General features: G+C 43.3%; 33 protein-coding genes and 1 pseudogene. 13 read left to right on the forward strand and 21 right to left on the reverse strand.

Annotation, left to right across the window (positions count from 1 at the left end):
* Nucleotides 1–459: 459 nt before the first annotated feature.
* From F6K51_RS26215 to F6K51_RS26255, 9 genes are all read right to left on the reverse strand, one after another.
* Entirely contained in the window at nt 460–711 is a 252-nt protein-coding gene (locus F6K51_RS26215) for a hypothetical protein (RefSeq protein ID WP_293025654.1), read from the reverse strand.
* A 59-nt stretch (nt 712–770) separates the two neighbouring features.
* Entirely contained in the window at nt 771–911 is a 141-nt protein-coding gene (locus tag F6K51_RS26220) for a hypothetical protein (RefSeq protein ID WP_293025656.1), read from the reverse strand.
* 5 nt (nt 912–916) lie between these two features.
* A complete protein-coding gene (locus F6K51_RS26225; RefSeq protein ID WP_293025658.1) occupies nt 917–1,282 on the reverse strand; it encodes a hypothetical protein in 366 nt (121 codons plus the stop codon).
* Between the two features lie 136 nt (nt 1,283–1,418).
* Nucleotides 1,419–1,649, reverse strand: a complete 231-nt coding sequence (locus F6K51_RS26230; RefSeq protein WP_293025660.1) for a hypothetical protein — start codon at nt 1,647–1,649, stop codon at nt 1,419–1,421.
* 482 nt (nt 1,650–2,131) lie between these two features.
* Entirely contained in the window at nt 2,132–4,348 is a 2,217-nt protein-coding gene (locus tag F6K51_RS26235; RefSeq protein ID WP_293025662.1) for a hypothetical protein, read from the reverse strand.
* A gap of 41 nt (nt 4,349–4,389) precedes the next feature.
* On the reverse strand, nt 4,390–5,025 hold the full coding sequence (locus F6K51_RS26240; protein WP_293025663.1) for a hypothetical protein: 636 nt from the start codon (nt 5,023–5,025) through the stop codon (nt 4,390–4,392).
* The gene (locus F6K51_RS26245) at nt 5,006–5,380 is read right to left on the reverse strand and encodes a hypothetical protein (protein WP_293025665.1); all 375 of its coding nucleotides are present in this window, start codon (nt 5,378–5,380) and stop codon (nt 5,006–5,008) included. Before F6K51_RS26245 ends, F6K51_RS26240 begins: the two co-directional genes overlap by 20 nt.
* A 148-nt stretch (nt 5,381–5,528) precedes the next feature.
* On the reverse strand, nt 5,529–6,251 hold the full coding sequence (locus tag F6K51_RS26250) for a hypothetical protein (RefSeq protein WP_293025667.1): 723 nt from the start codon (nt 6,249–6,251) through the stop codon (nt 5,529–5,531).
* Nucleotides 6,230–6,721, reverse strand: coding sequence for a hypothetical protein (locus tag F6K51_RS26255; RefSeq protein WP_293025669.1), 492 nt, complete (start codon nt 6,719–6,721; stop codon nt 6,230–6,232). The genes F6K51_RS26250 and F6K51_RS26255 overlap by 22 nt, the downstream gene beginning before the upstream one ends.
* Before the next feature lie 1,086 nt (nt 6,722–7,807).
* On the opposite strand from F6K51_RS26255, the gene F6K51_RS26260 reads away from it, so the two are divergent.
* From F6K51_RS26260 to F6K51_RS38580, 4 genes are all read left to right on the forward strand, one after another.
* Nucleotides 7,808–7,948: a hypothetical protein gene (locus F6K51_RS26260; protein WP_293025671.1), complete on the forward strand. Its 141-nt coding sequence runs from the start codon at nt 7,808–7,810 to the stop codon at nt 7,946–7,948.
* Between the two features lie 227 nt (nt 7,949–8,175).
* Entirely contained in the window at nt 8,176–9,396 is a 1,221-nt protein-coding gene (locus F6K51_RS26265; protein ID WP_293025673.1) for a hypothetical protein, read from the forward strand.
* A 413-nt stretch (nt 9,397–9,809) separates the two neighbouring features.
* Complete coding sequence (locus tag F6K51_RS38575) at nt 9,810–10,610, forward strand: DNA cytosine methyltransferase (protein ID WP_365940214.1); 801 nt, start codon at nt 9,810–9,812, stop codon at nt 10,608–10,610.
* 136 nt (nt 10,611–10,746) lie between these two features.
* Entirely contained in the window at nt 10,747–11,205 is a 459-nt protein-coding gene (locus F6K51_RS38580) for a hypothetical protein (protein ID WP_365940212.1), read from the forward strand.
* Between the two features lie 38 nt (nt 11,206–11,243).
* On the opposite strand, the gene F6K51_RS26275 is transcribed toward F6K51_RS38580, so the two are convergent.
* From F6K51_RS26275 to F6K51_RS38595, 4 genes and pseudogenes are all read right to left on the reverse strand, one after another.
* Entirely contained in the window at nt 11,244–11,495 is a 252-nt protein-coding gene (locus F6K51_RS26275) for a hypothetical protein (protein ID WP_293025677.1), read from the reverse strand.
* Between the two features lie 140 nt (nt 11,496–11,635).
* Nucleotides 11,636–11,881, reverse strand: coding sequence for a pentapeptide repeat-containing protein (locus F6K51_RS38585; RefSeq protein WP_365940215.1), 246 nt, complete (start codon nt 11,879–11,881; stop codon nt 11,636–11,638).
* The gene (locus F6K51_RS38590; RefSeq protein ID WP_365940216.1) at nt 11,763–12,035 is read right to left on the reverse strand and encodes a pentapeptide repeat-containing protein; all 273 of its coding nucleotides are present in this window, start codon (nt 12,033–12,035) and stop codon (nt 11,763–11,765) included. Before F6K51_RS38590 ends, F6K51_RS38585 begins: the two co-directional genes overlap by 119 nt.
* Nucleotides 12,036–12,049: 14 nt before the next feature.
* Nucleotides 12,050–12,808, reverse strand: a pseudogene (locus tag F6K51_RS38595) (pentapeptide repeat-containing protein); the annotation flags it as partial.
* 145 nt (nt 12,809–12,953) lie between these two features.
* On the opposite strand from F6K51_RS38595, the gene F6K51_RS26285 reads away from it, so the two are divergent.
* The 3 genes from F6K51_RS26285 to F6K51_RS26295 all read left to right on the forward strand — a co-directional run bounded on the left by F6K51_RS26285 (nt 12,954) and on the right by F6K51_RS26295 (nt 14,140).
* Entirely contained in the window at nt 12,954–13,145 is a 192-nt protein-coding gene (locus F6K51_RS26285) for a hypothetical protein (RefSeq protein WP_293025681.1), read from the forward strand.
* Entirely contained in the window at nt 13,130–13,753 is a 624-nt protein-coding gene (locus F6K51_RS26290; protein WP_293025683.1) for a hypothetical protein, read from the forward strand. The genes F6K51_RS26285 and F6K51_RS26290 overlap by 16 nt, the downstream gene beginning before the upstream one ends.
* Nucleotides 13,754–13,996: 243 nt before the next feature.
* Nucleotides 13,997–14,140, forward strand: a complete 144-nt coding sequence (locus tag F6K51_RS26295) for a hypothetical protein (RefSeq protein WP_293025685.1) — start codon at nt 13,997–13,999, stop codon at nt 14,138–14,140.
* Nucleotides 14,141–14,590: 450 nt separating this feature from the next.
* On the opposite strand, the gene F6K51_RS26300 is transcribed toward F6K51_RS26295, so the two are convergent.
* The 4 genes from F6K51_RS26300 to F6K51_RS26315 form a co-directional block, all read right to left on the reverse strand.
* Nucleotides 14,591–14,827: a hypothetical protein gene (locus F6K51_RS26300; RefSeq protein ID WP_293025687.1), complete on the reverse strand. Its 237-nt coding sequence runs from the start codon at nt 14,825–14,827 to the stop codon at nt 14,591–14,593.
* Between the two features lie 301 nt (nt 14,828–15,128).
* A complete protein-coding gene (locus tag F6K51_RS26305) occupies nt 15,129–15,311 on the reverse strand; it encodes a hypothetical protein (RefSeq protein WP_293025689.1) in 183 nt (60 codons plus the stop codon).
* A gap of 36 nt (nt 15,312–15,347) precedes the next feature.
* Nucleotides 15,348–15,920 carry a hypothetical protein gene (locus tag F6K51_RS26310; RefSeq protein WP_293025691.1) on the reverse strand — a complete coding sequence of 191 codons (573 nt, stop codon included), beginning with the start codon at nt 15,918–15,920 and terminating at the stop codon, nt 15,348–15,350.
* 4 nt (nt 15,921–15,924) lie between these two features.
* Nucleotides 15,925–16,215, reverse strand: coding sequence for a hypothetical protein (locus F6K51_RS26315; protein ID WP_293025693.1), 291 nt, complete (start codon nt 16,213–16,215; stop codon nt 15,925–15,927).
* 293 nt (nt 16,216–16,508) lie between these two features.
* Here F6K51_RS26315 and F6K51_RS26320 point away from each other — a divergent pair, with 293 nt between their 5' ends.
* Nucleotides 16,509–16,823: a hypothetical protein gene (locus F6K51_RS26320; protein ID WP_293025695.1), complete on the forward strand. Its 315-nt coding sequence runs from the start codon at nt 16,509–16,511 to the stop codon at nt 16,821–16,823.
* Nucleotides 16,824–16,868: 45 nt separating this feature from the next.
* Nucleotides 16,869–17,483: a hypothetical protein gene (locus tag F6K51_RS26325; protein WP_293025697.1), complete on the forward strand. Its 615-nt coding sequence runs from the start codon at nt 16,869–16,871 to the stop codon at nt 17,481–17,483.
* 1,170 nt (nt 17,484–18,653) lie between these two features.
* On the opposite strand, the gene F6K51_RS26330 is transcribed toward F6K51_RS26325, so the two are convergent.
* Complete coding sequence (locus F6K51_RS26330; RefSeq protein ID WP_293025699.1) at nt 18,654–19,316, reverse strand: hypothetical protein; 663 nt, start codon at nt 19,314–19,316, stop codon at nt 18,654–18,656.
* A gap of 167 nt (nt 19,317–19,483) precedes the next feature.
* Here F6K51_RS26330 and F6K51_RS26335 point away from each other — a divergent pair, with 167 nt between their 5' ends.
* Nucleotides 19,484–20,734 (forward strand): transposase, encoded by a 1,251-nt coding sequence (locus F6K51_RS26335; protein WP_293025701.1) that lies wholly within the window; start codon nt 19,484–19,486, stop codon nt 20,732–20,734.
* Nucleotides 20,735–20,763: 29 nt separating this feature from the next.
* Here F6K51_RS26335 and F6K51_RS26340 read toward each other — a convergent pair whose 3' ends face one another.
* From F6K51_RS26340 to F6K51_RS26350, 3 genes are read right to left on the reverse strand one after another with little or no spacing between them, the layout of a single operon-like run.
* On the reverse strand, nt 20,764–21,813 hold the full coding sequence (locus F6K51_RS26340) for a metal-dependent hydrolase (RefSeq protein WP_293025703.1): 1,050 nt from the start codon (nt 21,811–21,813) through the stop codon (nt 20,764–20,766).
* Nucleotides 21,814–21,815: 2 nt separating this feature from the next.
* Nucleotides 21,816–22,550 carry a hypothetical protein gene (locus F6K51_RS26345; protein WP_293025705.1) on the reverse strand — a complete coding sequence of 245 codons (735 nt, stop codon included), beginning with the start codon at nt 22,548–22,550 and terminating at the stop codon, nt 21,816–21,818.
* A gap of 56 nt (nt 22,551–22,606) precedes the next feature.
* Nucleotides 22,607–23,161 (reverse strand): hypothetical protein, encoded by a 555-nt coding sequence (locus F6K51_RS26350; RefSeq protein ID WP_293025706.1) that lies wholly within the window; start codon nt 23,159–23,161, stop codon nt 22,607–22,609.
* A gap of 1,172 nt (nt 23,162–24,333) precedes the next feature.
* Between F6K51_RS26350 and F6K51_RS38600 the strand changes: the two genes are divergently transcribed.
* The 3 genes from F6K51_RS38600 (at nt 24,334) to F6K51_RS26360 (ending at nt 25,336) form a co-directional block, all read left to right on the forward strand.
* On the forward strand, nt 24,334–24,717 hold the full coding sequence (locus F6K51_RS38600) for a PadR family transcriptional regulator (protein ID WP_365940218.1): 384 nt from the start codon (nt 24,334–24,336) through the stop codon (nt 24,715–24,717).
* Nucleotides 24,617–24,991, forward strand: a complete 375-nt coding sequence (locus F6K51_RS26355) for a hypothetical protein (RefSeq protein WP_293025707.1) — start codon at nt 24,617–24,619, stop codon at nt 24,989–24,991. The genes F6K51_RS38600 and F6K51_RS26355 overlap by 101 nt, the downstream gene beginning before the upstream one ends.
* A gap of 192 nt (nt 24,992–25,183) precedes the next feature.
* Nucleotides 25,184–25,336, forward strand: coding sequence for a hypothetical protein (locus F6K51_RS26360; RefSeq protein ID WP_293025708.1), 153 nt, complete (start codon nt 25,184–25,186; stop codon nt 25,334–25,336).
* Nucleotides 25,337–25,714 lie beyond the last annotated feature (378 nt).

The raw sequence follows: 25,714 nt of genomic DNA on the forward strand, positions 1-25,714 counted from the left end.
GGGTCGGCGTATCAAGATTTCGGGGGCTCAGTGGGATGAGAGTAACGTCCCACAAGTCTTGAAGCATCGGTGTGCCTACCTCAACGGGCAATTTTCAACTTGAGTCTTACAAAACTGAGATGCACTCTAAAGGCTTCACTATCCTTACGGTAACTTCTGACCCTGTTCCGTTGAAATAATTCTGATAGCGGAACTACTTCCCATTACGGTCAGTCTTTAACTTCCCGTTATTTTTGCCAACAAAATAAAAAATAACAAAAAGTTAATTTCAAAGGGAATTAGAGGCAAAAAAGAAATACCAATAACTCCGATTTTGGGAACTAAGATAGTTTTTCATTATCTTTTTAGTTCCTGTTAAGAAATAACGGAAAAAGCGCAGAATATATTCCAAGCAAGGCAACTTAATACCGTGGGTTGGTGTAAAAGTTTACCCCCAAAGTTAACTTAACCTCAGGCAACTTAATGCCAAAAGTAGTGAAGCATGTAAGCATTGCGGTGCTTGAAACAGCCTAGGTCGCTGTACTGGGATGGCTCTATTCCTGGCATCACTCGCTTCAATGCCCACTCGGCAACAAAGTAATCTTGGGTGTCCTTAGGGATTGTGCGATCGCAGTAGTCTTTGATGAGGTATTGGCAAAGGGTCATCAACTCAGTCTTGGTATAGGTGACTGATTCGTATGGAGTAGCTAAGGTGATCTGTTGTTTAACCATTTTTTTTGTAGGTAAGTGTTGAAAAAGGAAAATACCCCGCTAAGTGCGGGGAATATTGATTAATCAGGGTTCTTTGCCTTAGGTCTGGGCTTCACTCGACGGCGAAGTAGGCTGCCGTTAGTTCCATGAGTGCCACCTTGTTTGATTAGCTTGTTACGTTCTTCAATCGATTCGTCAATAAGCTTTGAAAGGTCTTCCATTTCCCCTACACCTCACCATCAAATTCATCTAAGTTGTCTTCCAGCCTTAAAGTCGAAGCTACTTTGTCGGTCAATGCACGGATCTTGGCAGTGGTCCGTGAAGCTAGCTTGTGATATTTCACCCGAACACCAGCCAACTTGAATTTGGAGAGAGCGATCGCGTACTCCCAATCAGTGGGTGCAAACTTCCGCAGCAGACTGGGGCTAAAACGGTAGATTCCATGCCAGCACCAATCCCGATAATGACTAATAAAGCAGTCTTCGGCTAATAACGCTGAACCAGTAGCAATCAGAGTAACAGGGCTGCCGCATTCGGAAGAAAAGAAGTATCGAGCGTCCTCCAGTCGTTCCTCAGTGCAGGATCGAAACATCAGGCTTTTGCCGTTGGTGAAAAGGTAGGTCTTTACTTGGGTATAAGCGTTGGTCATCGTTGAATCCTCAGTTAATGAAAAAAGGTTCCCTCGCTCGGCAAGGAAGGAGGTGGCTAGTCTTCCCACCCCTAGCTAATTAACCTTTGGCGTTAGGGTCTATTGCTTTCGGATCATGGTCGTAAGTTGCCACGAACACTTTCCGTTGCCCGTTTTCGCGGTGGTAATGGACTGTCGCAGCCGAACCGTCGTACACAGCAGCAATCTCGTTAGTACAATCGGAAACCTGATCTTTAGGTTTTGAGCCTTCCCAGCTGTCAATGGACTTTGCAGCACGCTTGGAAGATTGGTTGAGCTTAAAGATGGCCATATTGTTAAGATTGGTAGGTTTGCTTGAGTAGTGAACAATCAAAGGCGGTCGAAGATTTAACTGCGAATCGATCGCCTTTTGATTGATTTAGATAAAAAAATAAAGATAATTTGTAAGGTTGTTGATTAATTTTTGTATCTTCAAAACCCATCTTTATTTCTAGGTATTCCAGGCAAAATAAAACAATTTTCAAGTCTAACAGGAGGCATGTTTACCGCAAAAAGCGACGTAAAAAGCACACGTAATTATCATTTTTGTATACCGTAAAGCCATATCATAGTGGGCATTAAAGCACCCAAATGCTACTATGCTACTTGAATTTAATAAGATATTAAAAGCGCGCAATTGATAAATAATTTAAAATCCATTTTTTGCCTCCTTTTCGATTTGATCATAAACTCCGATGTTCACATTTTTAATATTTGGAATAAATTTTGACTTTCTGTTTACTTACTTTAATCATCACTATTCACCCCCAAAAATCAAACCATCTCTAACGCAGCCCTGGTGATGTACTGGGAAAAAGCTTCAGTTGCATGGGCATCCCAGATATTCTTACCGCCAGGTTCCCAGTTTTGCTTGCTGTAACAGATATCTTCTTGACAGTCATAACAAACTGGAAATGAATTATGCCCGGCGCGATCGCGTGGTCCATCATAATTAGTTTGGTAGACCTTAGTCGCTTCAGATTCCTGACACAAACAACAAGTACCATCGGTTAACGCGATTGTTTCGGAGCGCACTTTTTTCCGACCTTTGTACGATAGTCGGGCAAGTTCAGGGCGATAGACGTCTCCTACTACAAATTTCTTGCCAAGCTTAGGATCGGTCTGTCCAAGGTAATGGGCTATGAGGTTAACCATCTCAAGGATCTGGTCGTGGTTTTCGTAACCAAGGTCATTCACCACAAACTCCCAAAGCCAGCGCTGTGATGTTTTTTCAAGAAGTTTGTGTAGTTCTAATGGGTCTAGTGATCGCACTTTCTTCCCTAAGTTTTTGGCTGTCTTGCCACCTTTTGGAGTGGAGTTTTCTTTAGTCTTGGGAGCAGAAGTAGTCTTAGATTCAATTTTAGGGAGATTGCTTGCATCGCCTAAAGTCATCCAGTCCCCATTTATCAAGACCACTCGATCGCCTTCCAACCCTGGGGGCATTTCGACAAATTGGGTATCAAAGTTATTTTTTGCTGTTTTTAAAACCGCTTTGTTACATCCAATCTTTTTGCCGTTACATTCGATAAAGTGACCGTCATTAACTGAGACCAAAACCAGTCTCAAATCCTTCGGACAAACCCCATAAGTTTTAACCAGTGAACTCGCTCTAAAGTTGGGAGCAAGTACGTGGATTGCGGCATTATCTTTGATTCCAGATGAAGCCATTTCACTGATAGCGGATGAAACACTTTTGAGAAAAGGAAGAAGTAAGTCAGCGTATTTATGAACCTGACCCGCTGTAATCATCCACTCGTCTAAGATATACAGTCTATCTTCCCCTTCAAGCAACAAAAACTCTTCTAACATTTCATTGGCTTCACTGATAACCTTGGCAGCTTCAGTTCTGGAGAGTCTACTCAGATTCACCTCTATCTTTCTGTAAGCATGATTCCAGCGACCATCCATGTCAGGAGTTTTAGCCGCCATGCTAGTATAGAAAATCTTCGCTCCTTTTTGTGCCTCCAATTTAGAAGTTTCTGCCAACATTAAGGTCTTTCCACCCCTTTGCCATCCCAAGACACAGGAAGGGTCATAAATAGTATTTGAGAATACTTGATAGCCAATGGGCTTTTGTTTCTTTCTGCCTTTAGAAAAACCAGAAAATATCGAGGTGACTGGATTACTAGGTTTTGGATTCTGTGGTTCGTTTTCAATTTCAATCCCTTCGACTAACCCTTTGTAACTACTAGGCACATCAATAGTTTCCCCAAGACTACCTTGAAATTCATATCCATAAGTACCAGCAGCCACATCCCTATCTACGGCAGGCTCTAATTCTGGGGTCTGGACAGCCTCAATGACTCTCATACTCTTTGATGGATAAAGCTGGCGTCCTAGAGCGTCTAAATCCTGAATTGAAATCATTTCGATTAGCTCGTGACCATCTTTTAACTCCTTAAGGTGACGGCAATACCGAGAGTTATCTCTATTAGTAAAAGAGTCATTGAGTATAGTCAGGTAAGTGACAAAACGCCTTTTGGTTCCCACCCCTGTTAAAACATGTCCTAAAACACCTCTATACTCTGCCAAGAAGGCAGCTTCATGTCTTTCTCTTTCTGATAGCCAGTCGATGCACTTTAATTGTTTACCTTGGAATAGATCATTTTGGTTGTCTTCAGTTTTATCGTCTTCATGCTTAGTGAAATCATCCCATAACTTTCTGGCATCTGGAACGAATGGGAGCGGCCTTAGATTGTCAGTAATACTGAAGTCTTTCCCTACTGTCCAGGCATATCCAAGTCCTCCAAAAATCAAAGCTAAAGGAGATAAAGGATTTACGTTAATTGTTGCTAAGGCGGCCACAGAGCACACAACACCCAGGCTTTTGGAGAGGTTACATCCTAAACGTCTCTTTGTCGCGTCGTAGATTAAATAATCATCCCGAATAGCCAACCACATAGGTGGGTCTGTGATTAATAGATTTAGATCTGGATATTTCAGAGTAAAATCAAGAGGAGCTTTTTGAGTTTTCAATACATTTCTTTTCATTGTTGTTTCTCCCGGTATAAAACCGGGAGCTTTACTAAGTTTTACCTATTACCAGAACCTACGAATTTCTTGAAGTATCCATAGCCAAGCTTGAAGATATTAAGACCAATTCCTGGGGCGAAAGCAGATAGGGGATTGAATAGTAATAGACCTAAGACAGTCCAACCACCAATTCCTTCTCCAAATATTGGTCTAACGCCAAATGCCATAGCTATTTCAACCCCATACAGGAAATAACCAAAGAGGCGCAGAAAACCTCTGATAGCTTTCTTCATTCCCGAGGCATCTGGGTTGGAGTTAATACCAGTCAAAACGACTTGGCTAGCATTCATACCCAACATCAAAAGGAAGTGAAAAAAAAGTTCTGAATCATAGAAACTTTTAGTCAAATAAGCTTTGATGCCGACCCAAGTTGTGAATGGGTTAGGGGCTAAGGCTAACCCCGAAGGATGGGTGTAAAAGTTATCTAGAGATATGGCGAGGCAATAAATAAAAGCTACGAAGCTAAATGCCAAGATACCGGGTCCGAGAAGGAAGTTTTTAAGTACGAACCCAAGGGCAGCGATCGCAGCAGAAAGAACATCAAAACACCAATCAATGGCTTCTTGAATCCAGTCAATAATATCAACCAGGATTCGCTTTCCACGGCGGTCACTGTTAGAACCTGACTTGCTCATATAAACTCCTCTGTCTATCTATCGCTAATTTGCGGATTCGTTCGTCCTTCTCCCACAGGAATGCCCAAGACACAGAACCGGATTCATTTTTCCAAGCGGTGCCAACGAACCTCTGAGGGGTGGAGATATCGAAGTAATAAACAAATCCTCTAGGAGAGTTTTCAACCTGGTTAGCGATCGCTTCCGATTTGATAGGGAAAGCATTTCTGGTTTCTGGATTGAAAGTGAACTGAAAACTGTGACGCTCGGTCGGGTGAAGTTTTAGATTTCGGGCGTAGACTTCTTTCTCCTTTAGCTGGTTGTCCAGTTTCGCTCTCAAGATCTCTCCATCCTGTTCTATTAGGTCAACTCTCATCTTGGTGTCAGCCTTCCATGCCTGCTGACAAGCGAAAGGTATTACTAGAAGTCCGAATGATAGTAGTGAAGGCAAAAGAGGTCTGATGTAGTACTTGTCCATTTCACAAAAAATACTCGGACACCAAACGATGCCCGAGTCCTCCTCACTACACGTTGATACCTAACTTGGCCATCTTCTGCCTGAGGTGAGCGATCGCTTCCTCTTGAGTCACAACTTTGGGTTGAACAATTTTGCTTTCAAGGTAAGCCTGGTCTTCTGCTGCGCACTGAGCGTTGAACTCTTCCACCTCAGCATCCACCTCCTCAGTAGTGATGCCAACACGAGACATTAACCCATTAACAAGTGCCTTCCGTGTCTCAGGGTTGAATAACTGACGGAGGTTTTTCCGTCCTTCGTTATTGGCCTGCCGGTACCGGTTGAGGTTTTCGCTCATCTTTTGATCTTGCTCCAGCACCGCAGTCTCAAAAGCCACCTCATCAATTAGACCCAGTGCTTCCCGGTAGGCTTGGAGTCGCTCGGGCATCATGTCGATAATGAGGCCAGCTGGTAACTCAGCCAGTCCACGGGAAACTAGGCTCTGATTTACTGAAGTGACTAGAGACTTTTCTACTTCCTCTTTAGAAGCAATAGGAGCGATCGCAGAAGAAGTACTACCAGTTAGTGCTTTTTGAACAGCTTTGCCAGTGACATCTGCGGCTCCTTCTAATTGGAAGAAGGCTTCATAAGGGATTTGGTCATCATAGGGATTAAATCCTTGAGCCTCTCCTAACTTTTCTAGGGCACTTGTAGCTTCATTCTTTGTCATCCCCTGGTGGTTGATGAGAACTTCTAAAGCTTCTTGAAAGGTTACAAAGTCTTTAGTTTCCATTTTCCAAACTCCTCTACGTTGAATATTTCCAGTATTTTGTCTAAGTAATAAGCTGTCTGTTCGTAGCTAAGCTGCGTCGCTTTCCTCAAATAATGAATCAAAAAGAAGACGAAGACTTGATAGAGGGTTAAGCCTCTAAGAATTGAATTTCGACGACATCCCTGCTTTGAATAAAAGTTGAGATGAATCTCTCTGTAGGGATATTCAGAGTCAATCCTATTGACGTCAATGATAAAAACTTGCCATCTCTTGAGCGTTTTTTCGCTGAATCCCAACGTCTCCTTTACTTGTTTTCTTGTTGCCTTCAAAGGCAAGTTGTAGGCAAAGAAATCGTTGTAAATTAAGGCCATATCCGTATCGGAGACAGTAGCGCCAAACATCCCACACTTCACAAGTGTATTGCCTAAAGACTGTCTATTTACTGTCCCATTACACTGAGATTGGCTTGTAACATTTCTAATCAGTATCACCTCCTTAATGATTTAGATATGCAATAAGAGGCAAAAGCAAGGTAGAGAGTAGATCAAATAAGTAACAGTGAGATGCGATCGAAGATGCCCTGTTACCCTTCACTACCCACAAAAAACATGTTTATTGGGTTGTTCTCCGTGACAAAAACACAGTGAAAGCTGCTAGACGTCTAACACCTGTCCGCTTTTGTTGAAAATAGAATCAATAAGCGGACAGGTGTCTAATAGACATCAAGTAGACATACTACAAAGATTACACTGTAGTTTTAAATAAAACTTGAAAGTTGTTAGACGTCTAAGAACCCATTTACTAGACTGTCTATTTTGTGTCGGTGGCACGAATTAGACACCTGTTAGACAGTAGATGGACTGTCTAAAAATATTCTTAGACGTCTAGGTGTCGCCAATTTATTAACTACTAACTAAAAGCGTACGCCGTAGTGAGGCCAATTAATCGTTACCCCATCGTTACAGCCCGCTTCCATTGCATAGGTAATAAATCAGTGACCACGTTACCCAAAAACATCCAAGGTCACGAACCAGGAGTAGTAAACAAGTACTACCCGCAGTGTGTCTCGTATTTTTCATGCTCAACACGATCTTTTATTGTCTAGGTGCTGTGGCGACCTAGAAACAGTAATAATGAGTCTAGGCCAGTTGATATGGGTCTACTAAAGCGAGTAGTTGTGTGTGATTTGAGCTACTCGCTTTTTCATCCATGTGTACATGGTAGCGTGAATTTTTCAAAATGTCAAGGCATTAAACAATATTTGTTTAGAGGTGTTACACTTTAGAAGTTGAACTATTATAAAAACTTCTTGTAAATGAGCTATATTGAGGTTCGTAGCGATAAAAAGGTCAGAATTAAAAACTTCCCAAAAATCCTTCATAGATTATGTAAACAGTCAAAAGGAGGAATCACAAAGGTTTCTAGAGCATCTGGCATACCAAGGGCTAGCATCTATTCGATATTGACCGGGGCAGTGACCTGTATCCCAGAAGACACGTTAAGAAGACTGGAGGCAGCTCTTAGTGTGGATTTTGGAGTGGTGTTTAACTACGATTCAGATCTAACACAGGAAGTTGATGGGTCTTTTACCCGAATTGATCTTGTCCATAGAGAAGTTTCTGACCAATATCAGACAGAGTAAGTATTCGCGATCGTCCCTTCAGGATGCACTAAAGGCGATCGCACCAGATCCACCAGAGCTACCCCGTAGCCCATAAACATCCTATTACCATTAAAGCAAGACAATAACCCTTACACATAATAATGCACTATTTATGTTTGTTTATAAAAAAATAAGTTTACTAAAAAAAATTTCAAACTTGTCTTACTTGTTTGCTTTATGGGATATAATTATCACGTCTAAATTTAAAGCAAAATAAAAACCCCATCCTCAAACTCTTTTGCAGCAAAAAGGACGGGGAACAAACACAAACAAATAAAACTTATGTTGAATTGTAGCGCAAAAAGTGCGACAAAACTTCTGTCGGACGAAAGACCTTTGATCTTTCTACCAGAACTTGCAGGTGCAGTCGGGAAGGTAGAAGCTTTCATATTGCAGGAAATTCACTACTGGGCTGGGATATTTAACCATGTAGTAGATAAAAAAAGATGGTTCTACAGAACTTATGAGAAGTGGGCAGAGCGGATAAAAGTTTCTGAGAAGACCATTGGCAGGGCTATTAAAAACCTCCGGGAAAAAGGTTTAGTCTACATTAAGCGTTTGTCTTCCGGGACATACTACCAGGTGAACTGGTATTCAGTTAACTACCAGGAGCTGAAGAAGAGAGTCAAGGACATCAAAATCCTTGAGTGTTTTGGTCAAATCGATTCGGCCAAACCGGGTAGTATCGATTCGGACATTTTGCCTGAATCATATAAAAGAGTACCTTTTTTAGAAAACTCTACATGTCACCCACCCACCCACCCGTGTGTTGAAGAAAAAAATGATCAAGACCAAGAAGAAAGTAATCAAGGGGTAGAAGCTGTTTCCATCCCTTGTGATAATGATAATGAGGATATAAAGGAAGAGCTGGAAGTAAGTTCCGCCGCCGCTGAGAAGAAGCGTGCGATCGCAGCAGCAGAGATACAGCTGAGAAGGCTTCAGATTAAGCCAGCTGCTGTGATGAAGTACATGATCAATTTCTATGCAAACCTTACCCATGCCTTAGATCGGGTAAAGGAGGCGGTAAGGGAAGGGTGGGTAAAAAACCCAACCGGGCTATTCATTCAGTCCCTGAAGGACGGGGTTGATGAGCAATACTTTGAGGCTAATGAACAGGTCAAAGAGAATCCAATTCCATCCCCACCCCCTGGTTTTGTTGAGTGGTGTAATAACAACCCAAAAATTAAAACTTATCGTTTTACTTCTGGGTCTACCAAAGAATGGACAGTAATGTACAAGACCGGGCAGATATTGCCCTGGTACATTGCTATGAAGTGCGATAACCCTGATTATCACCCACCCCAGGGTAATTCGGAGTGCCAGCCATCTGAGCCATCGGGTAACCCAGATCAAGTGAGTTGGATTCCAGCAAAGAGTGCTATTGAGATATCCACAGAAAACTTTGCTGAGTACCGCAGACATCATCAACAATCACTACTTAAGGATTTAATACAAAAGTACTTGCCGCCATCGGGCTTTCCTACGAATCCAGAGCAGGAGTAGGGAGGAATAACAATGCAATATCAACTTTTTGATTTGTCCCAATATGGGATAAATCCTAGCTCTGGGGTAAATCCACATCAGACGGATTTGGACGGGGACATAGAGGAATTTGAGGCTCTTAGGTCGCGAACGCAGAAGCCAAAGCAATATCAGCAATGTGAATTTTTCGATTTATCTCAATATGAGACAAGTCCTGATTCTCAAGTAAATCCATATCAGATGGATTTGGATCAGAGATTCAAGAAAGGAAGGTCACGACAATACAAGCGAAAGCGATATAAGCAATGTGAACTTTTTGATCTCAATCAGTATGAGGTCAATCATGATTCTGATCTGAATCCATGTGAAGCCCGCCCTAGCACTGGGGAAGAATTTAAAAGGAGAGGGTCGTGTACGCAATACCATCAAGACCAATGTATGGACTCAGTGAATCCATCAGAATTATCAGAACCATCGGCTTGTTTGAGGGGATTGGGGGATTCCCCTATGCTGCCAAACAGATCGGGGGATTCTTGTGGGAAGGATCCGTGGAAAACGACCCTTCCTGTATCAAAGTCCTTGAGCGGAACTTCTCCCATCCTATTTTTGGGGATATCAGGAGTTTCCACCCCAAGCTGGGTGAGTATGATTTCATGGTTGGGGGATTCCCCTGTTCTGGGACATCATCCGCTGGCGACAAGACTGGACTTGACCATCCCGAGTCCTCTCTATATAAAGAATTCATCAGATGCATTGAAGAAGGACGACCCTCGATGGTCCTTCTTGAGCAACCCGAAGGATTCCTCTATAGGGGATATGAGACATGGGTTGAAAAAGTATCAGAGATTGGATACGAAGTCTTGGATCCAATCATCCTTGGCTGCCACCAGATCGGCGGCAGCTATCGCAGAGTCCGAGTCTTTTCTCTGTCCTACGCTCCTGACAGGACGTGGAAGATCAGGCAGGGGCGCTGGCAATACCAAGTGCGAACGCTGGTGGAAGAGTTCGGGACTTCTGCCCACTGGCTCACAATTGAGCGTGCAGGCGATGTTGCTGTTGCACGGCTTCCCACCGGATTACCTGGAACCGGAGATGTTTGTCTCCACGCCGAAAAAGGACAAAGGGGAAGGAGAGAAGCCAGAAGACTTATCGGCCAGACAGTATCAGTCCCCCAGGCAGCCCTCGCCCTCTCTGCCGCAAAGTGGGTCTGGTACCAAAGAGGGGACTGGGTATAGCGCTATAGCTTTTTCTCTAAAAAATCCTGGGGATGAGTATAGCGCTATAGCTTTTTCTCTAAAAAATCAGCTGTCCATCGAGGAGCATGAACAACTCTCTATTGTTGACTACTGCCATGATAAGGCTATTGGTCAATTGGTTGCTTCCAAGGATGGGCGTATAGGGACAGTAATCCGAGCTGTTCCGGGAGATACCCTTCGTTTAGACGTTGAGTGGTGGTACGGAAACCAGTACAGCAGAATTCCGTTTAAGCAGGTGAAGCTACTTGGACTGACTATAGAAGACCGCTTATGCTGCCGCCTCCCAGATGCTTCCAAGCAGCACGGTACCTTATACAAGTTCACCGCTAATCGCAGGGGGAAAGATGGTGTTATGCGCACATACCCACTGGTGGAAGGCGATCGCACCAAAGACGAAGATTGGTATTGGGGAATCAATATCAAGGTTCTGGTAAACCCCAAGAAAGGCTGGCAAAGTAAGAACTTTGGAATTAAACACTCAAAGCTCCCTTTGGTTCGAGCTGCCCAAAGGGAGGGCAAGGACTATGTCTATATAGTTGAGAAGGTCTTGGGGAAGAGTATCAACCTGTGCTGATTAGTGTTGCGGGTGGTGTAAGACGGAACCGTTCTGTTTTAGAGAAAAAATCGGTGGTCTAAGACGGAACCGTTCTGTTTTAGAGAAAAAACGAGTCTTCCCGGTGGTCTAAGACGGAACCGTTCTGTTTTAGAGAAAAATGTGGGTGGTGTAAGGGTGATCGCATCTGTATGGGGTGCAATCATTTTTCTTTGCTGTCCGTACATCGGGCAACCTCGATTTATTTCGGTATCCCCATGCAACCACCCTCTACTCCCAACAGAAGGAAGGTCTGATTGCGATCGCTGCAAGAACTACCCCATCCTTTCTCTAGTACCAACAGAGGTGGCGGAATCAGTGGGGTGAAAATAGCTCAAAAGCTTTCCCTGCATGAGAACAGAGGTGACGGTAAATAAATTAACAACAAAAGGGAATCCCCAACTCAAGGGAGTCAGGGTATATCTTTAAGTTCTTTTATTAGTTTCATTCCGGCGGTTTTAGGATTAAAGTTTTCAGGAAATATAGTGGGACAAGGATATTTTAGATAAAGTCTTTCGCAAGTAACTTTCAATGTGCTTTTATCTGTATAAATTGCATTTTTTAAAATAGCACCTTGTAAAATAGCACCTTGTAAAATAGCACCTTGTAAATTTGCTTCCTGTAAAATAGCACCTTGTAAATTTGCTTCCTGTAAAATAGCACCTTGTAAATTTGCTTCCTGTAAAATAGCACCTTTTAAAATAGCACCTTGTAAATTTGCTTCCTGTAAATTTGCTTCCTGTAAAATAGTACCTTTCACGTAAATTCTTCCTGAGGATTTTCCTGGATTTCTCAACACAGAAAAACCTAATCCTAAATTAGCCTCCTGTAAAATAGCACCTTGTAAAATAGCACCTTTTAAATTAGCGTTCACTAAAAAAGTCTCCTGTAAATTAGCGTCCCATAAATTAGCCTCCTGTAAATTAGCGTCCCTTAAATAAGCCTCCTGTAAATTAGCGTCCCTTAAAAAAGCCTCCTGTAAATTAGCATCTTGTAAAATAGCACCTTTTAAATTAGCGTCCCATAAATCAGCATTAGAGAGTTGAATTCCTCTCAAATAAGCGTTTGGTGCTTCCAAGCCTCTTAAACTTTCTCTATCCCAAGTCAACCAAAACCAGGGATTACGTCTTGGTCTTGAGTTCAGGAATTCTAGGGCTTGTATTCTACCACCACTACCTTTTTGGCCATATGCTGCTGTAATTACCTGCCATGCTTGATAAATTTCACTATCTCGTCTATCCTTTTCACTAGCGACAAAAACTATTACAGCTATGAGTATTGTTATATTACTAGTAAGATTTAAAATTTCTATTACTGCCAGCCTATTCAAGTAACCTAAAAAAGGTTCTAGAAATTTTTTTTCTGTCTTTATAAGTGGTTGATTAAACTTAAACAGTATTAATCTTAAGGGATTGTTGGCAATTTGTTCAGCTTTAACCCAGTCTTGTTCCGCATCACCTTTTTCTTCTGTTATTTGACGATTTTGATAAAGTTTAAAAGCTATTTTTTTTATATTTTTATGGGGTGTTTTTTGTGACCAGGATATTGAAACTTTGACTTGATGAAGTACCTGTTTGAGTTTCATAGTTACCAATTAGGGGTAAATGCAACATAGAGGTTGTCAGTGACTTTATATGCTCATCGAATGTGCTTATATAAGTCCTGTTATTACTTGGGGAAGGCGATCCCCTAATTTATTACCCCTTCTAAGTCCAGTCATCAGGTTTTTTTTGCCCCTATGCAAAAAAATCTCAGGTGTGCAAGCAGGGCAGTTAAACAGGTATCTTGGTGGTCTTGCCCGTTATTCCCGATTCCCGATTCCCTATTTCCTCTACATAGATATAAAATGTTCAGTGAACATCCGGCGAACACCCGGTGAACATTCACCGAACATCCAGCAAAGGTTATGGCTCAAGAAATAGACAAAATCCCCGTTAAGGATTTACAGACCCGATACAAGATAGGTCGCACCGCCCTTTACGATCGAATCAAACATGCCAATATTGAAACAAACAAAGAGGGGACTCGCTCCTTTATATCTGGTAGACAACTGGAGGAATTGGATCGTTTAAACAACCATTTGGAAAGGGGTGGAACCTTTGAAGACTTTGAGGCATTATTGACCGAAGAATTTACCGAAGATAGTCAGGAAACTATCTCCCTGGACAGTTCACCGAACAGTTCACCGAACAGTTCACCGAACGTTCACCGGACAGGTTCTTGGGAGGCAGAACGGGAAGCATTGGAGGTGTTGATTGATGCGATCGCGTCTGGTATCGAAAGGGCTAATATCAATAGAATGCAGCCCCTGAGCCCCATAGAATACATGCAACAGTTGAAGATTGCTGCCCAAGAACAGTGGTTATTAACCACTTCGGAGGTCAGGGAATTGATAAAAGTAAAACCTCACACCAGGAAGGGTGAGGATACTTATAGGAGGGGTTCGTGGTTGTTTGTTAAATCGGGGAAGATTGGGAGGGAAACTGCTTGGCGTGTCGAACAGGAACAGGGAACAGGGAACAGGGAGTAGGGAGTAGAGAACAAAAATTCCTATAATTCATTGCTTTTCGATGTAAACTACAGTCGATGAATCAGGATTTCGGAAATACTTATGTGGGAATAAATTTGCTTGTGTTCTTTATTCCTATGGTGTTTAACTTGATCAGGACAAGGTTCACTACTGTTATGTGCGATGCCCTAAATAACCAACTATATAGTGGTCACATACGCTCCCCTCACAACCTTGCCGCTGTCCTGCCTTTGCAATACTTCTTTGGAACCGCTAAAAGCGATCACAGGTATTCAGTTAGACTCATCTGAACTAGAACACCGTTACCAGCAATGCGATTGCCCTATGGCCACGCTACGCGATCGCCCCAGTAAAACCAACATCCCAATCAAACGCGATCGCACATAGACCATCGAACACGCGCTGCGCTGTGGAAACCAAATAAATACCTTGGCTTCGCATAAATACCTAGCCGATCGGTGTTGCAGTTCCCGGCTGGGTCGGCGCTCGGCATAAATTTTTTCTCTAAAACACTCAGATCCAATGGCCTCGCGCGACCACAGCCTAGTCGGCCAGGCGGAGTGTGGAGATTGAAAAGTTCGCTCGACCTCCGTTAGGAAAATTTATACTAAATTTTCCTAACTCCGCCCGAGCTACACTTTTCAACTCCAGGGGGGGTGTCCATTAAAAAAAATGGAGGGAGAAGGAGAGGGAGAGGAAGAGGTAGCGAAGGTGGGTTGGCTTCGGTTGCGTCGTGGGTTGCGTCGTGGCTGGGCACGGGGCTGGTTTCTGGTTTTTGACCGGGGCGGCTGGTTTTGGCTGGCCGCCCCGGCCAGCCCCTAGTTGTCGGCAAAGTTGTTAAAAAAGCGAGAGCTGTTCGTAGGTTGGCTTACTCAGCCATTCGGGCAGCGGATTTTTCTCTAAAAAAGTTATGTCGATGTCAAAACCATAATAAAAAGCAAGAGCTATGGTTCCCCAGGTTCCTGATCCGGAACCGTGGAAGGTTGGTTTTGGTTGTACCCCTTGCGGGCAGGGTTTGTTTGGGAAAGCTAGCAATTTGTAGCTTCCTGGGTTTTTCATGCAGTTTTTTATCATCCGTGTACTTCGCTCTGCGAAGTGCCACCGTTCTTTCCCCGTCACGTGGTAGGTCGTTACAGTGTGTTTTTTCTCTAAAAAATGTAGGGCTATTGTATCTACCCCAGGGGCGTCCCCGATGTGCCAGGTTTCTGGGGATATGCTGTTTAGCTTTTCCTGGATTACTCGGATATGCTCTGGTCTTATGGTGCGTGGTCCTGTGATGCAACAGTTAATCATGGCTTTATTTTCTCTTTGGTTTTAACCTCAGTATACCATAAAATACGGTGAAAATAAACGAAAAATCCATCCTTTTTGGGATTTACAGAAGGTTGCAAAGACTCCGCTCCGGGGGATGCACGGGGCTGGTTACTGGTGATGCCAAGTAGTTGATCGGTTTCCCAGCGCCCCGGCACCCCCGGAGCGGAGTGCGGGAGTAGGGAGTAGGGAGTAGGGAGTAGGGAGTAGGGAGTAGGGAGTAATGCGATCGCACACCATTATTCATGCGATCGCGTTACTTTAGTTAGAACTTAGTTCATCATCAAAACGCCTCCTTGTTTAATTCATCAAGTGGAGGAAGTCCGAACTTTTTCTGATAGCTAGCAACAGTTGCTCGTGCCGTTTCAGAGTCCCAATAACACCGTCCCAATCCAAATAAAGCCACTGCTCTGCGCATGGCTTGGGCTGCTGCTTTTGGTATTGGACCACCCCATTTAGTTGAAGAAGTTGGCTCAGAACCTAAACCTTCCCGTTCAAAAAGCCCTTGAGCGCACAAGATTTGAATTTTTGTCTTGACAATAACCATGTCGGATGAAATAGTTATGTCATCAAGTTTGCTCCAGCCGGGAGTGATGTAATCTAATATCAACGATATGGTCGATGATCGTAGATAAGGGGCACGTCCGATCAGCTTTTGAGTTCCGTCCGGGGACTTCTTATAAAGTGGTTTGAAACTAACAAGTTTCAACGGGATTGGAGCCGACAGGTCAGACATGATTTCTGGAAGTTCTCGCATCCAGCCGCGAGTAGTCTGCTCATATATGGACTTTCGGAGAGACGATAGGTCTGGAGGTAAAATTGGGCTTGCCCCATTTTGAGAATTAGTTTCATTCATTTTCTCAAAACTCCGTAGTTGAATTAGGGTTCAAACTTGCCCAGTATTTGTCGAATTTCGCGTCATGTTTCCCAGAGGAAAAACCTGACATATACCGGCAGTTTTTTCGACATACTTTTGAGGAATGGCAAACTTGCTTGGATTGGTTGAAGTAATCGCAGCGGCCTTTCCAAACCTCCAGATAACCATCCTCATAGCCCCTTTCCTGGAAAGAGAGCATGGTTTCTGTAGCAAAACCATCTGTCTGATGAATCTTCGATTCTTGCTCGAAGTCCAACCATTGGTCATATAGCATAATATTGAGTTAAGTCTCTAATTTGACTGACAACGGAAGGAATCTCTTTGGTCTTTACTTCCTTCCGTTTCTATCCTCAGTATACTAAGGATTAAAGCTAATGTCAAGTCATTTTATCGAAAAATATTTCCTAGCATTTTAGTCTTAACCATGGTATACTGAGGATAAGACTAATGCGTGCCAGTGCCATGTCCAGACTGATTCCGTTTTAGAGAAAAATAGTGGTGATTTTCTCTAAAACAGGGACAAGCCTGGTGCAGCCTACCAGCAACACCAAGTGAAGCAAGATAAGTATGAATACTCAGAGCAAAGGATTCAAAATCAATAATCCATTGGGAAAAAACGGTTATGACACCGGAACTCAAGTTAAGTCCCGGGGCAAGAACATGACGTTCAAATTACTGTTAAGTGATCAGGATGAGATCCTCCAACACCTTAAGGATGAGGGGATAACCGTTCAGGAGTTCTGCGATCGCATGGTCATCCTCTACCAGATGTTTGTGATGGGGGAAGAGATAACACCTGAGAAGCTCAAAAAAGCTGGCATATCCAGTGAGCAATGGGAAAGAGTAGTGAAGTATATACTGTCACGACTGAAGTTTTCCTAGTAATTTGCCTCTTAATCTACCTTTTAGTGTTTTTATAGATAAAAAATGGCAAGATTTAAAGATTTTGATCTAAACAGCGAAAGTATTAAAGTCTTCGATAATCATATTGAGGATTTGTACAAATCATCAATAAGTGATTTTGAACGGTTTATGTTAGACCTTAAAATTTGGTTAGTGAACAATGAACAACCAGAATTAGAGCGTCGTCTGGGCAGTTTTTATAAAGATAATGGCTATCGACCAGTTTCTGAATTTACTGATTTAGAGAATTTAATTGCGGCAATTATGAGATTTACTGTACCCAGAAGATTGACCTACGTTTGTGATTGGTATCCAGGATGTGAAGACATCTACAGATTTTTTGAGTTAACCGTTGATAACATAGACAAGTTCAAAGATACCGAGTTTCAGTGTACACTGAATGATACCAGTCGGGAAGTGATAGAGGAAATTAGAAGAGATCCAAACTTTGTTTATTGGGAGTACGGAGAGCCTCCTATAGAAGAAAGTTTACCTCCAGATGAAGACTTTAATTTCAGTATTACCATTGCTTGGATAGATATCAATGAGGACTTATGGGATACAGATCTTTATTTTGAACCAGTTAATCCAGGCATCAGAGATGCAATAGGTGACTTTTTTGCCCTATGTAATGGTTAAGACCAATGAGGGGATAACCGTTCAGGAGTTCTGCGATGCGCTACGCGCAGCCAAAGGCGATCGCAGTTGCACCTGGACAGGACAACCCAGAGAATGCTGAACGTCTGATTTTTTAAAAAGCCCCCTTAGTCCCCCAAATCTGGAGGACTTTTAGAGTTTTATTCCTCCCCTGGCGCGCTTCCCATAGGCAAATTAAATTCGCCACGGGTCGCACCACAAAATTGGAGAGTTAGGGGGCAAAACTATTCAGAGTTATGTCTATTTATTAGACTTCCTTGACTTCTTTAGTCGCTCAAGAGCCTGTATACTATGATTTACGGTTGTACTGCCATAGGCAAGTATTTGAAGCAATGGCTGTATATTATCAACACTTTTGAATATTTTGTCATTGCTAATACTGGCAATAGTTAAGGTGCAGAGTAAAACCAGTGAAAAATTCTTAATTTGTTTGACCATAATCAATCTCATCCAAAAAACGACAGGACAGTGTAGATTAGGTTAAGGATTGGACGCCTTGTACAATACCTAAACCAATTTCTACTTAATGTTCAGATTGAGACTCGGACATCTCAATCTGAATTATTTTATTAACCTCTGATGTAAGCATTCAGCCGTTAGCCGTCAGTGGTCAGCCGTCAGTGGTCAGCCGTTGACCTTTAGCACCTCAAGTAGCACTATCTGTAGCACCTCAAGTAGCGCATGAGCTGATAGCTGAATGCTTACCCTCTGATTTACCTTTTTACTAACCTCTCATTTGAATTGGGGGTACCCAAATCGGTACTTCCTAAGGTAATGGATTTCAGGCCGCTGTACTTTTTATTTGTCAACCTTCATTGACAAATAAAAAAAAGGTTGTAGATTCTCTATAAGTGGGAACCACCGCAGGTGGCGCGCAAGCGTCTTAGGGAGGTTCTTCTCTCCACTTACCCAGGATCTATGTAATGTAAGTAGCGACAACAGCAAGAGCTATAGGAACACAGAAATGTCCCATAGTCCGATCATTCTCAACTTATTGGACAAAGACAGCACTACCACAAACATGCCCTTGCCCTAAAATCAACCACCATCCCTAACATCAAGAGTAATCTCAGCAGTTATCACACGGTCCGTCTGTGAAACAATCTTCACCCGTCTCACCCGACCAGCATAGGGCGTTCGCGTAGCGTCTCCCTAGGAGAATCGCACAATACTCAACTCTGCCAGTTCCTTGTCCACTTCCTGAGACTGCTTCACCAAGGATACCAGCTGGTACTGCTGCCGCTGTAAATTAGTTTGATAGGTCATCATTTCCAGAGAATGCCGGTAAATCTGCTGTTGGTAACGAGTTTTAGCAGCATTTAACCGAGCAATAGCAGAATCGATCGCAATCTGTGTTTTAATCCGCTTTTCCTGTAACCATTGTCGTTTCTGGATTTTATCCTGGTCGTGGATGACATTGAGATAATCCACCTTGAAGCGGAGGGGTGGAGCTGCTTCAATTTCCATTTCGACCAATGCTAAATCATTGCGAGCTTTTGCGATCGCAGCCTCCTCCTCACTAAACGAAGGTGTTGGTGGTTGTTGGATTGGGGGTAGTGGTAAACTCATCTGATTGATCGCGATTTGCAGCTGGTTCCGTCTTGCTTCCAGTGTTTTTCGTTGAGCAGTGCGGTCCGAGAGAGTTTGACCTACCTTTACCCTGTCCCACTGCTTCACCTTGATGTCTTCCGGTGCTGTTACTGTTACGTTTATCCGGTGCCGTTTTGGGGCAGTGGGCTGAATCTGTGTAACCGGGGTAATGCCATCAGGTACTGGTTTAAGAGAAACTTGATTTGGACTAGTTGCAACCAGCACCGCTGCCGTGCTAGCAATACCAAACCCGATTAAATTAGCTACCCCGGCGAGAAGCCCCGCACCATAATCAAAGATTTGGTGTCGGGATGATAGCCGGGACAGGGTTTATGTAAATTAACAGTTATCATTCACCTGGTTTGTGTTAAGATATTTTGATGGCACTAATCATGAACTACACTTATCGAATTTATCCAGATACAGCTCAACAGGAATTAATGTTGAGTTGGCTAGAAACTTGCCGACGACTTTATAACCGTTGCCTGCGAGACTTAAAGGACTGGATGAATAGTCGGAAGTGTGCAGTTGATCGGTGCTCGCTTAATAGGGAATATATCATGTCGCCTGACATTCCATTCCCCGGATACAGGTCACAGAAGCGACAGTTAACGCAATGGAAAAAGACTGAATCTGACTTGAAAGAAGTTCACTCTCAAGTCACTCAAGATGTCATTAAGCGATTACATACTTCTTGGGAGTCGTTCAGACAAAGAGGAAAAGGTTTTCCACGATTTAAAAAGTACGGTCGCTATCAATCGTTTTTGTTTCCTCAGTTTGCGACTAATCCAATTAAGGGGGATCAAATCAAACTACCCAAGATTGGGCTTGTAGATCTGAGATTACATCGAGAAATCCCTGAAGGATTTCAAATCAAGACTGTACGAGTTGTATCAAGATGTCGAGGAACAAAATGGTTTGTTGTTATCACCATTCAAGCTGATGTTTCTGTTCCGGAAAACCCGGCTTTTGGACGAGCAATCGGAGTAGATGTCGGGTTGATTGATTTCCTAGCTACATCAGATAATTTAACGATTCCTAGACCGAGGTTTTTCATAGACCTACAACGCGAGCTGAAATTGCTGCAACGTAGAGCATCTCGAAAAAAGAAACGGTCTAAGAATTACGAAAAAGCACAAATCAAGGTAGCACGGTTACATCACCAAATTGGTAATACCCGTAAAGATTTTCACCTTAAAGTTGCACATCAACTCTGTGACCAGGCTGATTCAATTTTTGTAGAAGACATTGATTACAGAGTAATGGCAAAGGGCTTTCTGGGTAAGCATTCTCTTGATGCTGGCTTTGGTCAGTTCAGAGAATTCTTGAAATGGGTATGTTGGAAACGAGGAAAGTTTTTCGCAGAAGTTGACCATAAAGGGACATCAAAGCAATGTCCTGAATGTGGAACCGAGTGGGATAATAACCTCTCAATCCGTTGGCATACCTGTGATGAATGCGGGTATTCCAACAATAGAGATGTCGCTTCAGCCGAAGTAATGCGTAATCGTGGAATCAATAAGTACCCAAGGACAATTGGGGAAAGGAAACTGTCTGCTGATAGCGTACTGTCGGGGGTTTTGTACCTAGATAAGTGCTACGCAGAAACTCTTAATCGTGAGGTTAAGAAGCCCGCGCCGTAATCAAAGATTCGGCGTCGGGAGTATGTCACTTACCCATTCCATAGTCCTACTGCTGCTGGTGAGATTATCTTTACGCTTAGATTTCCCACAGCGTACTGATCAGTCAACTTAGTGATAGCTGTAGTCAGTGGACAATAGGTGAATTTTAGTGTCGAGGCGCTCACGCTAACAGTCTGAAGTTGATTAAGCTTTGCAGCTGGTTTCACATCTTCGGGGAAATCCACAGCTACTTGACCATTAACGAAAATCGCAGCACCAGGGTATTGTGCTGCCAGCTGCCGTAATCCGGGGATAGGGTCTTCATCGTCCCAACTCAAAGTCAAGACTGTGGTTTGAGATGGTTGACCAATAGTTGTAGTGAGCTTAGAGATAGTGATCTGTTCCCCTGTCTTATATATCCCCCTCCCATCCGTAACAATAAACTCACTTCCAGCAGTATCGATAATCCAGTAGCGGCCAGACGCATCAGAGCGATCGCTAGCCCAGACACCAGTAATTTCGGCATAGATATGATTAGTGCTAGCGTTCTGGTTGTAAGTGGTAATCGCACCATCCCGAAGTCCAAGACTCTGAGTAACTTTGGTTGTAATTCCGCCACCATTGGCCAACCAGATACCAACGATTAGTAACGCTGTGGCAAAAGCTAGCACCCACAGCTCAGCAGCACCCCCAGTTTTAATCCGTCGTCTGGGATTACTCACAGATACAGCCCAAGCTGGCTCAGGCCAGAACAGCTGAACCCCTTGCTTAGTGAACGTATCTGAGAAACAAGCTAACAGGTGACCTAAGGGGAAAGCGATCGCACCCTTCCAGTCCCCTAACCAAAAATGTCCCACAGCCACCGACACAGCAGCAATAGTAGCAGTGGCCAGCAGTGAGTGAGTGATGGTTCGATGTGGGAAACGGTTCTCAATCCAGCTCGAGATAGGATAAAGGATTTTCCCAATAGTGCTGGTAGTAGTATCAATATCCGGAATCTGGGCACCAACTACAGCTAACCCCAACAGCGATGGGTCAGCAGTTCCCAAGACTAAGCTAGTTCCTGCTGCTGCAATCAAGCTGTGGGTTATGCTCATCATGATTACTGTCCTAACCTCTTTCTTGCACCTCTGATACTGCCTAGTTGCTTAAGGGTCATCCCAGCCACCAGGCTAACTCCACCAAATATATAGAGTGACTTATTCCCAGTCCCCATACCAATGAAACGGATAATACCAAAGCTCATCAAAGCAGCAATAATGATGGGCATGATCACCACATATTGAGTATGCTCTGGTTTATGCTGTTTCAGTCCAAGTGACTCATTTCTGACCACCTTTTTGGCCACCATTGGGTTACGTCCAGCTAGTGGCTGGAGTTCAGCTAGTCGGGATTCCGAAAGATTCAACCCCTGGCGCTTCGCCTCCGACCGCATCACTTCCCGAATCCGTTGGTCAGAAGGCATCTCTAGCTCAATTTCCAGCATTTCCAAGAAAATGTCCCTACCGGGATTCGCCACAGCCAGACAAACCACCCTGACCCCACTGGCCATTAAGTCTTCCAACCAATACCTAATCCCAGTGGTCAGTCGTTTCGCTTCCGGGAAAATCAATAGTGTACTGTCATTACAGTTAGATGCGATCTCCTCTTTCAGCTGATCCATAGTCAGGGACTTGCCTTCCTCGTTTTCCGTCGGGATGTTCAGCTGGAAGGCCAGGGCTTGAAAGAACTTTTTCCCACTTCCCTTGTAGATTGCGATCGCAGCTGAAAATTCCCCCAGCAGCTCCTCATAGAGGGCTTGGGCAAACTCACCCTTACCCACACCAGCCTCGCCCAAAATTATGAGAGAGTGACCAGCTCTAATAGCAGTACAAGCTCTTTCAAAATCTTTCCCTAACTCCCGCTTCGATATTGAGCTAACACAGTGTCTGCTATCGAGGCGGGAGTATATTTTGGGTTAGCCGCTTCCTCGGCATCGGTTATCTTCTGTTGCAAATCCTCTGGCAGATCATCCCAACCCATTTTGTCGGCTAAAGCTGTTATAACCAGGTGAGGCATAGCCATTTTATAAGTTTTGAGTTCAGCTGCTGACCTGACTAGGTCATCTGGATCAAACTGATCAGTCGGGTTTTCCGGCTGAACGTATACATCTGCTTCGATTTCTGAAGTTGTAGCTTGGCTCTCTTTTGCAAGGTTGCTATCATCAGCTTTAACAATCGAATTATTAGAGAAGCCACTTCTTTTCCCAGTTTTCTTGACATGGCTTCGCAAAGCACGGACTTGGTCAGCTTGCTCTAAAGTTAGGTAAGCTTTACCTTCTGAATCATGCTGTGCTTCTATTTTCAAATGGTTCAAGTCCTTATAGTAAGCGTCCTTTTTGATATTAAGTTCGCTCATCAGCGTTTCGGGGCGAATCGCTCCTGATGGTGCAGAATTCTGTTTAGACATTTTTTTTTCGCGATTCCATATTATGTACAGTGCTGAGAAAAAATTTATGGAGTGACCCCAGAATTCTGGGGTGCGCTGCTCAATGACAATGGTAATTTTGGCTTGAACAATTGCTGTTACAAGTCTTTATCAATAACCACCATTGGTGAAAAGGTAAATCCCCTGGTTACGAAGATGTAGTTGTTGTTAACTCTGGGGGAGATAGAGCAACGAAATGATTGGTTGAGTTGAGCACCGATAAATTTTTATTTCAATGTTTCCCCAGTTGTTGAAGCTCGACGGCTGGAGTTTCTGTTCTCAGTTTCTGCCCTAGAGGTTCTTTTTCGGGTACACGGTGTTTTTGTTTTCGGGTGTGTGCTGAGGGTTTTGTGGATAGGTGGTGTCGGTTGTGTGTTGAGGGTTGAGGTGTGGGCAGTTGTTTGGGATTGCGTAGCGTCTGCACTATGCGGAGGGTTATATAAATGGTAGGTTATAAAATATTGTCGCTTATATGCCGAGGGTCGATGTGTAGGTAGCTGTTTGCTCGGACTCTATCTTGATAGCGATCGCATCGCACCACCCATTTACCTCATTTTCATTGATGCATTAACTCAGCTTCCATCGATGAGAATTTGGAAAAATCTTTAAGTACCGATAATCCCCCAACTCGGCGTTATACACATAGCTTCAATCCAAAACAAACAAATCTTATTTGTACTTCGTTGGCCAGAACAAGGATGCCAACAAGAACACACAAACTTACACTTTTGGAACGGCTACAAAATGCCTCTGTGGTTAAAATCTTTACCTGGTCATGACGGTCAATTTTTATGCTGCACGCCTCGATACACCCATTTCGTACCATTGAACAGCCTGGGTGTACCCTAGTCAATACAATGTGGGTGCAATCGTCTACAGCGCCTGAACCCATACTGCACAGGAGCTTCAGTGACTTTGATGAAAGCAGGAAAGTATTGCAGTTGCAAGTATTGAATTTGTAAGATAATATGAATACATTACTTTTTACCACTGGCCGTCCCGGTTTAAGACTATATATTTCCCACGCGGAATATATAGGGAATAGAAGCACTGACCTATTTTAGGGTCTGCTCAAGATTACCAATTTGAGTCGGGAGGCCAGCCAGCCAAAAGGTTGGAAAATAAGCACTAAACTTCACATGGATATTAATTCTATGTTCAAACAAAGAACTGATAGGCCCGCTAGGGCTGCTCCTAAAGCCCTGCGGGAAGGAAAAAAAAATGACCAACAGACCATTCCCCCCCAAACCGAATTGCTCATCCTCTGGACAATCAACAAATCAGACCCAAAAGGAGTCTACGGACTTGATATACAACGGGCATTCAGAGAGTGTAGCGGAGGAAACGAGTCCATCTCACTTGGATCTCTCTACTCGCTACTCAAGAGAATGCGCAAAAAAGGATACGTTAAGTCCTGTGAGGGTGACGCAATCGGAGGTGGAGCCAAGCGACAGTATTACTTCCTCACCGAAACAGGAGAATCTGTTGTCAGATACGCTGACGGATTTTTTGCAAGACTACGCAATTGGTCGTCGTAGTGAAATTGTGGATGAAGAGTTGCTCAAACGAACCTTAGAGGCTTCTCCTCTTATTAAATGGGTTACTTTTCCTATCCTCTTTCAACTATTGAGCACTGATGATAAAGCTAAATTTTGCGATATGTTAGTTCAGCGGGATTTAATGTATCGTATGCATAAATATCCAAGGTTTTACTTGCATCTACGTGATATTTTTATGCTTGCAGATTTACTTCGCTGTTATGTTAGCGATGTAATAGGAATCGTTATTACTATCAAATTGATAAAAAAATAATGTAAAGCATTATTTTAACTGCAAGATAAAATGATGAAGACCAATCTCTATAAATGGATTGGTCTTCATCATTTTTAAGTTTTTCAGTTTACTGACTGACAGTTTGCGGAATGAAGGTTGTAAGTCGGATCAATAGAAACTCCATCTAAAGTTGATAGGACAGTGGAATAGGCATCTTGCCTGTTTCCTGCCTTGGGCGGGATCTTGGTAGAGCAGGCATCTTGCCTGTTTCCTACCTTAGGCGGGCAGGATGCCTACTCTACTCCTATTCAAATACTGTTCTCCAAGGTGTTCACTCCACCCTCTCAGGAACTAAAGCATACAGTTGAAATTCAAGTAGAATAGGATGCCCACCCTGCTCTTATTCAAGTACTGTTCTTCAAGTTAGTCACTGGATGTGAGCATGACACACGATCTAGTTCTAGTAACAGGACTCGACCGGAGATGAAACCTGATTGTTAGTGAAGCCTTAATCAAACAGTTTTAACCAAAGGTGCGCTTTCCGTTCTCCGTAGGAGACGCTACGCGACCCGTGGCGAATTAAATTCGCCACGGGTCGCACCTCTTTTATGCATAACCAACTAACCATAAAGGCTGGGTGCATCCCGATTTTGCAGTGAGCATAAATACTCAAGTTCGGTTTTGAGCAATCAGAGCTAAGCTTTGAGAAGTTGACCTATAATCAGGTGAGTTCTGCGAATGGATGCTGACAAACATGCCCAA

It is taken from the genome of Moorena sp. SIO3I8, assembly GCF_010692325.1.
Lineage (GTDB): Bacteria > Cyanobacteriota > Cyanobacteriia > Cyanobacteriales > Coleofasciculaceae > Moorena.

Excerpts from the sequence above, each read along its gene's own strand:
- F6K51_RS26260 (WP_293025671.1), top strand. The coding sequence starts at position 7,808 with ATGGGTCTTTTACCCGAATTGATCTTGTCCATAGAGAAGTTTCTGACC.
- F6K51_RS26220 (WP_293025656.1), bottom strand. The coding sequence starts at position 911 with ATGGAAGACCTTTCAAAGCTTATTGACGAATCGATTGAAGAACGTAAC.
- F6K51_RS26250 (WP_293025667.1), bottom strand. The coding sequence starts at position 6,251 with ATGGAAACTAAAGACTTTGTAACCTTTCAAGAAGCTTTAGAAGTTCTC.
- F6K51_RS26245 (WP_293025665.1), bottom strand. The coding sequence starts at position 5,380 with ATGAGAGTTGACCTAATAGAACAGGATGGAGAGATCTTGAGAGCGAAA.
- F6K51_RS26215 (WP_293025654.1), bottom strand. The coding sequence starts at position 711 with ATGGTTAAACAACAGATCACCTTAGCTACTCCATACGAATCAGTCACC.
- F6K51_RS26225 (WP_293025658.1), bottom strand. The coding sequence starts at position 1,282 with ATGTTTCGATCCTGCACTGAGGAACGACTGGAGGACGCTCGATACTTC.
- F6K51_RS26340 (WP_293025703.1), bottom strand. The coding sequence starts at position 21,813 with ATGATGAGCATAACCCACAGCTTGATTGCAGCAGCAGGAACTAGCTTA.
- F6K51_RS26335 (WP_293025701.1), top strand. The coding sequence starts at position 19,484 with ATGAACTACACTTATCGAATTTATCCAGATACAGCTCAACAGGAATTA.
- F6K51_RS26235 (WP_293025662.1), bottom strand. The coding sequence starts at position 4,348 with ATGAAAAGAAATGTATTGAAAACTCAAAAAGCTCCTCTTGATTTTACT.
- F6K51_RS26240 (WP_293025663.1), bottom strand. The coding sequence starts at position 5,025 with ATGAGCAAGTCAGGTTCTAACAGTGACCGCCGTGGAAAGCGAATCCTG.
- F6K51_RS26265 (WP_293025673.1), top strand. The coding sequence starts at position 8,176 with ATGTTGAATTGTAGCGCAAAAAGTGCGACAAAACTTCTGTCGGACGAA.
- F6K51_RS26325 (WP_293025697.1), top strand. The coding sequence starts at position 16,869 with ATGGCAAGATTTAAAGATTTTGATCTAAACAGCGAAAGTATTAAAGTC.
- F6K51_RS26230 (WP_293025660.1), bottom strand. The coding sequence starts at position 1,649 with ATGGCCATCTTTAAGCTCAACCAATCTTCCAAGCGTGCTGCAAAGTCC.
- F6K51_RS26290 (WP_293025683.1), top strand. The coding sequence starts at position 13,130 with ATGGCTCAAGAAATAGACAAAATCCCCGTTAAGGATTTACAGACCCGA.
- F6K51_RS38600 (WP_365940218.1), top strand. The coding sequence starts at position 24,334 with ATGTTCAAACAAAGAACTGATAGGCCCGCTAGGGCTGCTCCTAAAGCC.
- F6K51_RS38575 (WP_365940214.1), top strand. The coding sequence starts at position 9,810 with ATGTATGGACTCAGTGAATCCATCAGAATTATCAGAACCATCGGCTTG.
- F6K51_RS26350 (WP_293025706.1), bottom strand. The coding sequence starts at position 23,161 with ATGTCTAAACAGAATTCTGCACCATCAGGAGCGATTCGCCCCGAAACG.
- F6K51_RS26305 (WP_293025689.1), bottom strand. The coding sequence starts at position 15,311 with ATGAATAATGGTGTGCGATCGCATTACTCCCTACTCCCTACTCCCTAC.
- F6K51_RS26300 (WP_293025687.1), bottom strand. The coding sequence starts at position 14,827 with ATGATAAAAAACTGCATGAAAAACCCAGGAAGCTACAAATTGCTAGCT.
- F6K51_RS26315 (WP_293025693.1), bottom strand. The coding sequence starts at position 16,215 with ATGCTATATGACCAATGGTTGGACTTCGAGCAAGAATCGAAGATTCAT.
- F6K51_RS26320 (WP_293025695.1), top strand. The coding sequence starts at position 16,509 with ATGAATACTCAGAGCAAAGGATTCAAAATCAATAATCCATTGGGAAAA.
- F6K51_RS26310 (WP_293025691.1), bottom strand. The coding sequence starts at position 15,920 with ATGAATGAAACTAATTCTCAAAATGGGGCAAGCCCAATTTTACCTCCA.